14 protein-coding genes are annotated in these 12078 nt (G+C 28.5%); 1 reads left to right on the forward strand and 13 read right to left on the reverse strand.

Annotation, left to right across the window (positions count from 1 at the left end):
* The 7 genes from CAB05_RS19080 to CAB05_RS19110 form a co-directional block, all read right to left on the reverse strand.
* Positions 1-192, reverse strand: a 192-nt coding sequence (locus tag CAB05_RS19080; protein WP_142283133.1) for a hypothetical protein, incomplete at its 3' end; no start/stop codon positions are given.
* Positions 193-214: 22 nt separating this feature from the next.
* Positions 215-673 (reverse strand): hypothetical protein, encoded by a 459-nt coding sequence (locus tag CAB05_RS19085; protein ID WP_142283134.1) that lies wholly within the window; start codon positions 671-673, stop codon positions 215-217.
* 259 nt (positions 674-932) lie between these two features.
* Positions 933-1490: a TIR domain-containing protein gene (locus CAB05_RS19090; RefSeq protein WP_088003045.1), complete on the reverse strand. Its 558-nt coding sequence runs from the start codon at positions 1488-1490 to the stop codon at positions 933-935.
* A gap of 153 nt (positions 1491-1643) precedes the next feature.
* Positions 1644-2477 carry a macro domain-containing protein gene (locus CAB05_RS19095; protein ID WP_088003048.1) on the reverse strand — a complete coding sequence of 278 codons (834 nt, stop codon included), beginning with the start codon at positions 2475-2477 and terminating at the stop codon, positions 1644-1646.
* Positions 2478-2810: 333 nt separating this feature from the next.
* Complete coding sequence (locus tag CAB05_RS19100; RefSeq protein WP_088003051.1) at positions 2811-3056, reverse strand: hypothetical protein; 246 nt, start codon at positions 3054-3056, stop codon at positions 2811-2813.
* Positions 3057-3562: 506 nt separating this feature from the next.
* Positions 3563-4588 (reverse strand): helix-turn-helix domain-containing protein, encoded by a 1026-nt coding sequence (locus CAB05_RS19105; protein ID WP_088003053.1) that lies wholly within the window; start codon positions 4586-4588, stop codon positions 3563-3565.
* A gap of 72 nt (positions 4589-4660) precedes the next feature.
* A complete protein-coding gene (locus tag CAB05_RS19110; protein ID WP_088003056.1) occupies positions 4661-4891 on the reverse strand; it encodes a hypothetical protein in 231 nt (76 codons plus the stop codon).
* A gap of 624 nt (positions 4892-5515) precedes the next feature.
* On the opposite strand from CAB05_RS19110, the gene CAB05_RS19115 reads away from it, so the two are divergent.
* Entirely contained in the window at positions 5516-6511 is a 996-nt protein-coding gene (locus CAB05_RS19115) for a tyrosine-type recombinase/integrase (RefSeq protein ID WP_088003059.1), read from the forward strand.
* A 994-nt stretch (positions 6512-7505) separates the two neighbouring features.
* Here CAB05_RS19115 and CAB05_RS19120 read toward each other — a convergent pair.
* From CAB05_RS19120 to CAB05_RS19145, 6 genes are all read right to left on the reverse strand, one after another.
* The gene (locus CAB05_RS19120) at positions 7506-7706 is read right to left on the reverse strand and encodes an alpha/beta-type small acid-soluble spore protein (protein ID WP_088003062.1); all 201 of its coding nucleotides are present in this window, start codon (positions 7704-7706) and stop codon (positions 7506-7508) included.
* 315 nt (positions 7707-8021) lie between these two features.
* Positions 8022-8459 carry a Dps family protein gene (locus tag CAB05_RS19125; RefSeq protein ID WP_088003065.1) on the reverse strand — a complete coding sequence of 146 codons (438 nt, stop codon included), beginning with the start codon at positions 8457-8459 and terminating at the stop codon, positions 8022-8024.
* Positions 8460-8826: 367 nt separating this feature from the next.
* The gene (gene spx, locus CAB05_RS19130) at positions 8827-9231 is read right to left on the reverse strand and encodes a transcriptional regulator Spx (RefSeq protein ID WP_088003068.1); all 405 of its coding nucleotides are present in this window, start codon (positions 9229-9231) and stop codon (positions 8827-8829) included.
* A gap of 169 nt (positions 9232-9400) precedes the next feature.
* Complete coding sequence (locus tag CAB05_RS19135) at positions 9401-9715, reverse strand: iron-sulfur cluster biosynthesis family protein (RefSeq protein WP_088003071.1); 315 nt, start codon at positions 9713-9715, stop codon at positions 9401-9403.
* A 78-nt stretch (positions 9716-9793) separates the two neighbouring features.
* Positions 9794-10654 (reverse strand): alpha/beta fold hydrolase, encoded by an 861-nt coding sequence (locus tag CAB05_RS19140; RefSeq protein WP_088003074.1) that lies wholly within the window; start codon positions 10652-10654, stop codon positions 9794-9796.
* A 207-nt stretch (positions 10655-10861) separates the two neighbouring features.
* Entirely contained in the window at positions 10862-11947 is a 1086-nt protein-coding gene (locus CAB05_RS19145) for a GerAB/ArcD/ProY family transporter (RefSeq protein ID WP_158093311.1), read from the reverse strand.
* Between the last annotated feature and the right edge of the window lie 131 nt (positions 11948-12078).

A 12078-nucleotide genomic window follows, 5' to 3' on the forward strand; every position in this document is an offset into this window, starting at 1 on the left:
TATTTCTTTCATTTTAGGTGGCAATTTCGGAATTAATCCTTTATAATCAGGATTTTTAGCCCCTTTAATAAGTGACAAAGTAATCTTTGTTATTATAATTTCCGTTTCATCTAATATATAATTTGAATTATCTACATTATGTAAAAAATATTCATCTAATATATTTAATCTGCTATTTTTATTAGTATTCATTTCAACACCTCAAATTTATCAATTAAAATTCTTGTCGCTGTGAAATTTTTTTTAATTCACCATGTAACATTAAATTCTCTTCATATAGTCTTACATATTTTTCAACTAGATCTTCAAGAAGTGTCGCTTCTATCTTGTCTATCAAATCTCTATTATCTTTAAACTGAGTACTGGTTAAGTAATTATTTACTTCCTGATCTATAAATTCTTTCAACTGTTTAGATTTTTTTCCTTCATGTATAAATGTAAAAATTCTTTTCTGATTTCTCTTTGCTGCATAGAATTCGTTTGCAACTCCTTCTCTTAAATCAGTTTGAAGAATAAGTAGTACTAAATCTGTATTTTTGACTTCGGTTACATATCTTTGTTGAATATGAACATCACTACTTAAATTCTCAATAGCAAATAAACTATATAAAGGCATTCTTTCTAAGAACGCTATAATTGAATTTCTTTGCTCTCTAAATTTATCATCTTTCATAGATGAACTTAAAAACAATTTAATCCTATTTGATGATACATTATGTTTATACTGCAATTAGTTCAACTCCATTATCTATTTCTTATAAAAAAACAGTATTATTTGGTTTAAACTCCTATTTTGGCATTGCCATATTCTGTTTATATTTTCTAATTATCTACTATGAATATTATCTAAGCTCTCTCAACTAAAAATTTAATCCAAAATCTTTAATATAAAAAACAACTCTTAATGAGTTGCTTATTAAACGTTTTTTTATTTAGTAGATGTTGAGTTTATCGTATACACTTTTTTTATAAAGTCCAATAGAATACTTTGGTTGATTTACAAGACTAAAATCCTTTAAAGCTTGAACAATTACTTTTTCTTTAAGTGGTATATGAATTGTTTTCACTTCATCATGTTCCATTGCAACTTTTAAACTATTTGGCCATAATTCTTTTAATCTATCTGGTATACTATTAACAATTCGATTGTCCTCTTCTACATAACATACTATAATCGGAAGCTTACATGTTCTAATTGCATAGTTGATTTCGTAAGGTACAAAATCGTCATCCATTTTCGTTGTTTTACCTATAAGTAGAAGCATATTTTTACTTCTATTAATTCTTTCTCTTAAACTTCTTTTAATAGTTTCAGCTTTACTAGAATCACGAACTGCAGCAACCTTATCATGAGAATTTACAAAATTAAATTCTTTACTATCCATGCTTTTCCAACCTTTAAAAATATTGTAATACTTAATATCTGATTTAGTTGGATCAGTTTGTCCATCTGCTGCAAAAGCTATATATGTACCGTTCCTATAGACCATTAAATACACCTCCCTAATTTGACAAATATGTTTAGAAAATCAACATATTAATAAATGCAAATCTAATAATATAAAAAAGTTTATTTTTGAACTATTAATTTTCATTATGGAAAGGTAAAGGCAATCTGTGCGGAACAAATGTGCTAATCTATACTAACACTCTAGTTCCTTTAATTTATAAAAATCAATCTTATCTTTTTTTGACTCATGAATTATGATTGATACCGCTGAAGGATACGTAAATTTTATTTTACTGATTTTTAAGGACCAAATTAATAACTCAAGTAACTCTTGGTCCGTCACATCATACCCTTTAAACCTTGTTATTCCAGACCCCAATAGTGGTATAGAAATGGACCTACCGTTATAAACAATATCTATTTCATTCCAAAAATTTAATAAAAAAGCTACATAATCATTCATGTTCAAATATGCTCTATTATTTTCGTCAAATTTTGAAAAAGCTGTCAGTAAAAAATCCTCATTCTTAAAAATGGTACCTAGCTTATACTTATCTTTTTTTCCTAATCTTCGAGAATCATTATTTCCTATTTTAACCTCTTCGGAAACTAGATTTTGTTCAATTAATTGGTCTAAAACTCCAACATCCTGTATTTTTCTTTTTATGTAGATTCCATTTAGTGTTGAGTCAGAAACGATTATATTATCAACTTGAGTATCAAAGTATTCATTAAATGCGATAACTTTTAATCCTGATTCCGTGAAAATGTCCCCCACTTTGATCTCTAGTGAAGAATTATTTATAGTCAGTTCCATTTTCTGCAGAAAGTTTGCTCTAACCCATAAGTAAATATAGACAACTACAAAAGCAGTAATGATTAAAGTAATTGCGAGACATTTATATTTATCAGGAATATCAATCGCTATTGAAAGAAATGATAATAATAAACTTAATGGTGACATCACTTTTATCCATTCATTAAATAACGCTTTATTAAAAAATTTTACTTTTTTCTTAAATTTCATATAATTCTCCCATAAATAATATATTATCAAAAGGGATTTAAATCCCTTTTATATTAAACAGATACTCTAAAAAAATCACATAATTATATGTATCTTAAAGTATGATTCTGATTATTTTCACTAAATTCATTTAAAGTGACTTTATCTTTTTCCAAAAACATTCGAAAATTAAAATCTCTTTTTAATTGTTTTCCTGAAATATAAAAACCCATATCTACGAGATAAGCAGAGAATTGTTCCTTTTTTTGATTTTCAGAGGATACATTTTCTTAAATTAAATGTAGATATCTAGCATTAACTAAATTTCTTAGCAAACTATCAAATTCAGTATCTTCATCTTTTTTCTTCTCTCATAGATCGAATAACTGAATATATTTGTGCTTTTCCTATCTTACTTCCACCTTCTTCTACTACATTATCAACAGCATTTCTAAACATTAATAAAAAATCTCTAGGTGTTCCACCAGAAGCTATAACCGCTATAACTAAATGTAATATTGACTCATCATTTACAAAAATACTCTCAATATCTAGTACTTGATTTTCTAAATCCTTTCTAAGTGAACATAGTATCTTCAATAAATAATCTTTAATCCTTGAAAATCTATTAAATCTTTATCTAACTTTATTGTTGAGAAGTAATCCTTAATGGAAAATATTATATCATTTTCATAGTTTAATTTTATTCGATTAGGTAAAAAATCCTCCAATTAAGTGTATAACTATTATATCCTAATATTAGTAATATTTGTAAATTTTTCCTCAATATCTAATCTAATTCGAGCAATCCTTTAACACTCTATTTATTGAATTATTGATGTCAAAACTAAAGTTCCAATTAGTTAAAATCCTCCAAGAAAACAGGACTTTTAGCAATATTATATGATATTCTGAAAACTGACGGCTTACTTTTAAGCAAGCTAGTAACTGTGTCTTTTATTACTATAAAATTCTAATTATATTAAACTATTAAATTCGACTTTAACTAGTATCTTTTTAAATGTCGATCTTTTCGATTTTAAATAAAACAAATTTAATCAAATGTTTCTATTGCAATCACCTTTTCCTTCTAATTTTATTTACTGTTAATATCGGACCATTTCATTCAATTGATTAAGTAATTTCTCCTTTAAATAAGCCTCAATGGATAATTCAGATTCATTAGCAAGCTTTCGTAATTGCTCTTTAATACTTTTCGGAACATTTATTGTAATACTTTCAAAATCAGAACCTAAATATAGTCCATTATGACGAACTTGAATAGTTCCTTCTTTAACCATTGATTCAAATAAAACAAATGTTTCAGAATAGCCATCGATATTCTCTTGACCTAAATGAATAAAAACAGGCTTTATTTTTATTAACACTTTATTAGCCTCTTGCTCGATATTAATGTTTTCAGCACCGATGAATTGAAATATAAAGTCGAAAACTCTATAATCTCTACTTTTGATGTCATTAGGTATCTCAAATTCAAACGAGACATAAATCTTTTTTGTAATTCGCTTAAATTTACTTACTTTATATATCGGTTCATAGCCATTGTCCTGGATTGCAGCACCAACAATCTCTTTACCATGAGCAGTAGATAAAGTTGGAATGTTATTTTCGATTTTGATAATTCGGCCATAATCATTTGTAGTTTCATTTCTAAATGACTGGTACAAATAGAATTTCTTATCTTTTGTAAAGAAGGATTTACGTTTTACTTTATTCTTGTTTACATAATCTTTTTCTTGGAAACTAGCGAGCGACTTATTAGAAACAAAATATGTAGCTTTACCTTTAAAATTAAATTTCGATGCGGCTAATGAGCCATCTTTTATGTATTTTTGTAGAGTTGTAACATGTAAACCAACGATCTTAGACACTTCTGATAAAGTATATCCATCTGGACGCTTATATTCTTTAGCAAATTCCTCAATAACAGCTCTATCAAACTGCATTGTCCCTTCTATGCGCCAGTTGTCTTCATACAATGGTTGTAACTTTCCGTTACGTACATAATAGTAAATACTATTTATTGAAGGCTCTTTTCCCCATTCCTTAGTTAAGTATTCAATTACTTCTTTGGTTGATAATACTTGTTTGTTATCTTGTTGTTCTATCAAACTAGTTACCTTCTTTCTTTGCTATTTAGTCTGTAATATTAGTAGTAAGTGTAAGATCAACTTTAGCTATTTTCAATCGGAAGATGAACAGGATCCTCCACTATCATGTGAGTTTGAAGTATGGTCATGTGAATTATGATTATCGTGAAGATGTATTAAGTCATGTGAATTATTTATTGAGTGACCATTATAATCGTTATAATTTGATAGCTTATTTTGTTCATAGTTATTTCCATTTGCTTTAAAGCTTGCGATAACAATTAATAAAAGTATAAATACAATAAACAAAATAAAAATCCCCATATAAATTGTCTCCTCTATTCACTAAGTTTTATTTACTTCCACAGCAATAAATTACATTGGTTGTTTCGATGACATCACGGTGTGTTCTCCTTTTTCTAAAAAACTCAAAAATTAAATGTAAATATTTGATAGTCATGATTACTTTAAATAACAATTCAATTGGTAATAATTGGATTTACTATTATTATACTTATCTTTTAATTATTTATCTATATTTACTTTAACTATAAATACTATGTATTAATATTTAATATTTATAGTTAAAGTAAAGTAAAAGAATGGACGATTATTTTACACTTAATAATATTTACATATAAGAATTTTATAAATACTTTAAACTTTAATTAGAGTTACTGACCTTTAAATAGATATTGTAGATAATATAATTTAAATAGTTTAAGATAGTAACAAATATATAAATTACTATAATATGGTATTAATTTTGAAAGGGAGTGTACGACAATAGAGATTCAAAGGTTATTTCCAGTAAGTAATATTAACGAAGTAGCACTAAAAAACTTTCCACTTGCTTTAACAAATGATCAAATAGAGATTTTAGATCGTACACAAGAATTTGCAGAAAAATATAAGATTGATATTCATAAAGCTTTTTCGGATATAGATATGATTTATCGTTTTGCATACCAGAAGAAAGAAATAGGAGATTTATATAATATTGATGAAGTAAGGGGTAGTAAAACGATCAAGACTCGACAAACATATATAAGAGAGCTACTTACGTTTTACAATCATTTATGTGAAAACAAACAAATTTTATTAGAAGATACGTTTCATACAGATAGTGAAAGCATATTAAGAATTATTGAACCTAGACATGTATTGAATTATCAAAAGTGGTTAATTTCAGCCCCTTTAGGACGCAAAAAAGAACCTTATAAGAAAACGACGATTGCTAAGAAAACTGTCATATTGAAAGGGTTCTTTAAATATTTACACGAGCAGAAATTTACTGAGTTTCCTCTTCACCACTCACTAGTTTCAGCGAATATAACTCGGATTGATTTGCCGAATCGTGACGTAACTTATGATGAAGTAAAACAAATCTTGGAATACTATAAGGACTCTCCACTTCACTACACTATCCTACTTACATTAGCTACAACCGGACTTCGCGCAGCTGAACTTGCATCTGCTAAATGGAGGGATATAACAAAGGATCATAATGGTCATTGGTTAAAGATTATGGGGAAAGGCCGAAAAGAACGTGAAGTTTTTATAATTGAATATGTGTTTGATGCAATTGTTAAGTTTAGAAAACGCAGGGGACAAACAATTGAATTAAATTCAACAGATAATAGTTATTTGATTGTTACAAGTAAAATGAAACCTTATAGCCCTGGCTATCTTTCGAAATTTGTTTCGGAAATGATAGCTCGTACCAAATTACCTTTTATTAATAATCATGATCGTAATGGATTCAGTGCTCATTTTTTTAGACATAGCTATGCTATTGAAGCTAGGAAAAATGGCGCAGATATTTACGCAATTTCTACTTCATTAGGCCATGAAAGTATAAAGACTACCCAGATATATCTTGCTAAACATGAAAAAAGGGAAACAAATGTTGGATTGATTTGGAAAAATAAAGAGGAATTTTAAAAAAGCAAGTCACTATAAAAGGAAAATGTCTCAAAAATGTTTTTGTGAGACATTCTCTATTTAATAGGATGTTTTTTAAATTAAGAGATAGATAGATATGTTTTGGCAAGTTTTATAGCTTCAATTGCAGGAAGTTTTTTTGACAGACTGCATAACCATATATTTTACCGGATGCCGTTCGATCTTCAAAACAATTTATTGATACCCTTTTTTATATCCTAAATTACAATCACTTTGATCTTGGTGGTTATTTCTGCCATTATGAAAATGCTATTCTCCATATTTTAGTAAGTACTGTTCACAATTTGTCCAACAGTGATAACCGCCTTTTCCATCTGTACCTCCAGAATGTGTAATTGCGTTATTATTTACAAATTACATACTATAAAAGGAATTGTAATCACTGCAATTAACATCAAAACCCAATTATACTTCTTTAAGTTTGCTTCAAATTTTTGTATTTCATCTACCGAACTTGTATTAAGGGGTTTCAATTAGTCACCTACTTTCTGAATTTTTATGTTCAAAAGATATAGCTATTATAATCTACAGTTGTGAATTTAGTGTGAATTCACAAATAATACAATGCACACTATATATTTATCTTATACAGACAATTCCAAAACCTAAAAAAAGACAACATAATCGTTTAAGATTTGTTGTCTTTCATTGTAATTTTCATGGGGGTTTAAGATAATAGTCTTGTTGATTATCTAGTAGTCCGGGTGAATATTTTTCTAAAGTTTTTGCAGTAATAATCTCTACCATTGTCATCGAAAGATTAGCTTTAGTTAATCAAGCAAATTTCTAAATCAGATAATACACTCTATACGATAGTGCACATTCTTCAAATTCTGTACCATCTTCGTATATATATTAAACAAAAAAGAAGCCCAAGTACAAACATCTTTAAACTGTTTTCATATCTAGGCTTCTCCCATTCATTCTACTTATTTAAATAAATAATATAGACTAAAATGTTGAAAATCAACAATTATCTAGAATAACCGCCTAAGCTTTGCTCAGCCATCTGTACCAAACGTTTTGTAATCTCTCCACCCACTGAACCATTTGCACGAGCTGTCGAGTCTGGACCTAAATTTACTCCAAATTCAGTTGCGATTTCCCACTTCATTTGGTCAATTGCTGATTCCCCATTTGGTGAAACATATTGATTTGAAGATCTTTTTGCCATGTTAATAAGCTCCTTTGTTCGTAGTTTGTCTGATATGAGATTATCAGATTGGAGTTAGTATTACACAATTTATATGAAGTATTCATAATAATTGTGTAATAGGATCTTTAAATCAGTGCCTTGGCTGCTATTTTTAAATTCTATAGAATAATTACGGTAATTGAAATTTTTATCTAAATTGCTCAATCTCTCTAAATTTAATGTGTAAGGTTTATGAAATTCACATTTTCATAAAAACTTATCTATTACCCTTCAAATAAAAAAAACGGATTGAAATTCACATATAGTGATTCAATCCATCCATTAAAATACTTATTATTTACCAAGAAATGAATTCAACATCCATAGCATTTTCTCAATTTCGGCAATCTTTCCTAAGAATAAATCTGCTGTTTCTTGATCATTACTTTCTTCAGCTACAGATATTACATCTCGAGATTCTTGTACAATTTTATCGTAGTCTTTTATTAAATCTAACACCATTTCCTCTGCAGAAAATGAACTATTTCCTTCTTCGATTGTTGCTGTTTCTAAATATTCTCGAATAGTAGCAATTGGTTTCGCACCGATTGTTAAAATACGTTCCCCTAATTCATCTACCATTACTTTTGCCTCATTATAATAAAGTTCGAATTTTTCATGTAGAGTAAAAAAGTTAGGTCCCTTTACATACCAATGATAATTATGCAATTTCACATATAGTACATTCCAGTTTGCAAGTTGTTGGTTTAATAAAATTTCTAAATTTGCCATCTTAATATAACACTCCATTTCCATTGTTTTTATACTGCTAGTAAAGACTTCTACTTTTTTGATAAATGTCCATATCTAGCGATTTTTGTATTTTCATATTTAATTTTGCACAATTTAATTTTACAAAACCAATTTAACATATCCTAAAATACACGTCAATTATTTAATCTTCCTCTTAAATCAACTTTCATCTTAGAAATTTGGATAGACATTCAGCTTGAAATCAAACAGACCTGTATGTATAATTATGTGCATCGGGAAGCGATTCCAGATAAACAATATAAAACAGATTTTATCTGCCATGTATTGTATCTCAAATTATCTGGAATACTTCCTTTAAAATTACAATGTTATTTTATAAAGAATTTTATGATTTCTGCAAAATCAAATCTTCCAATTGCTTCTGAAAACTCAAATTACGTAGTTCGCGTGGAATAAAACATCTAATATCCTCTTCCTTAAACCCCACCTGTATCCGTTTATGGTCTAGTAAGATTGGCGTTCGTATCAAGCCTGGATTTAAATGTATTATTTGAATTAATTCTTTAAGTGAAATAGTATTTAAATCAATTTTTAAATTTTGAAAGATAATTGACCGCGGAGAAATAATTTCATCTGTACCAGAATCAGTCATTCGTAATATCTCCTTGATTTCTTCAGTACTTAAACGCTTTACGATAATATTTCTATCTATATAATTTATTTTGTGTTCCTCAAGCCATCTTTTAGCTTTTTTACATGATTTTGATTTTCTGTTGTATAAAGTAATCAAAATTACTTCTACTCCTTTTAGCTATTGAAATAATAATATATTTGATTAATTAATACTTAGTTCATTTTAATAAAATTAAGTTGATATGCCTTATATGTTGATGGATTTAAACATTTTAGGTATCTAAAAAGAGATGTCGATCATTCAACATCTCTTTTTTCATATAAATTTATGCAACAATTTCAATTCCCAGTTTATAGCTATACGTCTGATTTGGACTTTTGATACTTAAACCATCCAAATAATCAATTGTTAAATTATCGTCAACATATCTAAAGGAATTTTTACTCATATAAATTGTATTCCAATCTGTAGGAACTTGGTAAAAGTCTTCAATCGTTTTCATGAGTTTAATCCTAAGAACACCATCTAATGGACTTCCACATCCCCCAATCTCATAATGTAGGAATACTTCATGTTCAGGGTTTTCGTCTCTTAATTTACTGAATAGATTTTTAGCATTATCTGTAAATTTAATTTGCATATTATTTCCCCCAAATAATTCAAATTATATTTCTAGTAGCTGCTAAGGTTTCTATTTAATTAATTGAATCAAATATTTTTATTTCAATCTACTTCCCAAAAATTCTTTAATCAATTTTGCACTCAATCCAAGATCTTCTTCTAACGGAAAATGCCCTGTATTGATAAGGTGGACTTCAGAATCTTCAATATCTCTTTGGAATGCTAAAGCACCCTCTGGACCGAAGAATATGTCATTTTTCCCCCAAGCTACTAATGTAGGTGGTTGATATGTTCTAAAGAATTCATGCCAGCTAGGATATAAAGTTAAATTGTTTTGATAGTCATAAAATAATGCAAGTTGGATATCGTTATTACCAGGTCTGTCTAATACAAACTGATCCATATTCCATGCATCTGGGTTCATATTTTCGGGATTGCGAGTTCCATTAACATATTGGAATTTTGTAAACTCGGCACTAAACAATTCTCTAATTTTCGACTTATTTTCTTCTGATGGATTTTTCCAATACTCACGTAATGGGTCCCATGCAGATAGTAATCCTTCTTCATAAGCATTACCATTTTGAGAAATGATTGCTTGGATTCTTTCTGGATGACGTGTTGCCAATCTGAATCCCACTGGTGCACCATAATCATGCACATAAATTGAATATTTGTCTAAATTTAGTTTCTCAACAAAATCGTTTATTAATAAAGCAATGTTATCAAATGTGTATTCAAATGAATCCATACTAGGTTGATCGCTATTTCCAAAACCAGGATAATCTGGTGCAATAATGTGATATTCATCTTTTAACTCATTGATTAAATTGCGATACATATGTGAAGATGAAGGAAAACCATGCAATAGTAAAATTGTTGGATTACTTCTTGATCCAGCTTCACGGTAAAAAATATTAATATTATTTACTTCAATAGTTTTATATTGGACTGACATATAATCACCTCTTAGTTTAATTAAGGATGTAAATCATCTTCCTTGACTAAAGTATACATACAGGTCTGTATATTATCAAGATATTTATATTTTTTATCAAAATAAAATAGAGCACCCTACAGTTGGATGCTCTGATGACAGTCTAATTCTTGGCTAAATTCCTACGAATGAATAATTTATGGATTCCTAGCTTTGCAGTATATACTCCTATGAAATAGCTGGAATTCTTTTAAACTTCAAACTGATTAAAAAGAATAACGGTATTAAAAACTGAAACAAAGTACCATAAATAGCATACGTTCTTGTGAAATTAATAACTTCAATTTGATTCTTGAATATGATTAATGATGTACAACAAGCAATTATCCCGATTGGAAATAAAAATGTATTCATATTTGAATTTTTCACCATTCTTGCCGCTAAATTGGAAAGTATATAATACTCCACTGAAATTTTAATAATTGCAGTAATAAACCAAGCAAGAATTACTAAGGGTTCGATTCTAATTTGAGCTGTTCCAATTGTTAATACACCTGCAGCAGCTCCACCGGGTGCTGTTGGTACATATTTTAAATACTCTCCTAACAAACCTAGAGAAACAGTATACTTTATTAAATTTGTCGCTACTATAAAGATTAATGGAAATAAAAATCGTTTTATGTCCGTTCTCATTTCTTTACAAACCTCTGGGATAAATAATAATAAAAATATTTCACTTGAAGAATTTCCAGAGATAGTAGCGAACTCTCGTATAAATGGATGCACACCTTTATAAAAAAACGGTAAGAAATTAGTGTACTCTATATTATTCATACTCATGATTAAAATTATTATATTAATCACAAAGCAAACTGAAGCGTAGAAAACACTTAATTGGAGAATACTTTTTATTCCACCTTGAGTGCAAATTAGAAAAATATGTAAGACAAATAGAAATGCAACAAAGGTTGGAGAATGCTTTGTTAAAATTACAGTACTGATTGTTTTCCATACAATCGCTAAGTCTTTTGAGATAGCTAACCAAATAAAAAGAGAGTAAAAAATAAGAAAGATGTATGAGAGATTTTTACTAAATGTATTCTTTATTAAATCAAGAAAATCCCCTTCACTATTCCCGTATCTTAGCAAGGACGTATAGATATAAAACAATACAACCGACCAAAGTCCTCCCGCAATGGTTGCTATCCCCTGGTCTTGCGCATGATCTAGAAAATTAAACGGAATGAGGGTACTTGTACCAACTGATATTCCATAAACTAAGAAAGAAGCTGGGGTCAGGTTAAATTTATTCACGATAAACCACCCCATATCCATGATCTAATTGGTTTAACAAAACTTGCTAAGTAATCAGGTATCGGTATATTAATATTGTGTAATTCAATAATAAATATTATTAATGCTAATATTGAAAAAATCCAATAACC

It is taken from the genome of Gottfriedia solisilvae (assembly GCF_002128405.1).
GTDB lineage: Bacteria > Bacillota > Bacilli > Bacillales > Bacillaceae_G > Gottfriedia > Gottfriedia solisilvae.

Bases quoted from the DNA above. Each gene is read 5' to 3' on its own strand.
- CAB05_RS19125 (WP_088003065.1), bottom strand. From the start codon at position 8,459: ATGGCAAATTTAGAAATTTTATTAAACCAACAACTTGCAAACTGGAAT.
- CAB05_RS19085 (WP_142283134.1), bottom strand. From the start codon at position 673: ATGAAAGATGATAAATTTAGAGAGCAAAGAAATTCAATTATAGCGTTC.
- CAB05_RS19095 (WP_088003048.1), bottom strand. From the start codon at position 2,477: ATGAAATTTAAGAAAAAAGTAAAATTTTTTAATAAAGCGTTATTTAAT.
- CAB05_RS19140 (WP_088003074.1), bottom strand. From the start codon at position 10,654: ATGTCAGTCCAATATAAAACTATTGAAGTAAATAATATTAATATTTTT.
- CAB05_RS19110 (WP_088003056.1), bottom strand. From the start codon at position 4,891: ATGGGGATTTTTATTTTGTTTATTGTATTTATACTTTTATTAATTGTT.
- CAB05_RS19090 (WP_088003045.1), bottom strand. From the start codon at position 1,490: ATGGTCTATAGGAACGGTACATATATAGCTTTTGCAGCAGATGGACAA.
- CAB05_RS19115 (WP_088003059.1), top strand. From the start codon at position 5,516: ATGATTTATCGTTTTGCATACCAGAAGAAAGAAATAGGAGATTTATAT.
- CAB05_RS19120 (WP_088003062.1), bottom strand. From the start codon at position 7,706: ATGGCAAAAAGATCTTCAAATCAATATGTTTCACCAAATGGGGAATCA.
- CAB05_RS19135 (WP_088003071.1), bottom strand. From the start codon at position 9,715: ATGCAAATTAAATTTACAGATAATGCTAAAAATCTATTCAGTAAATTA.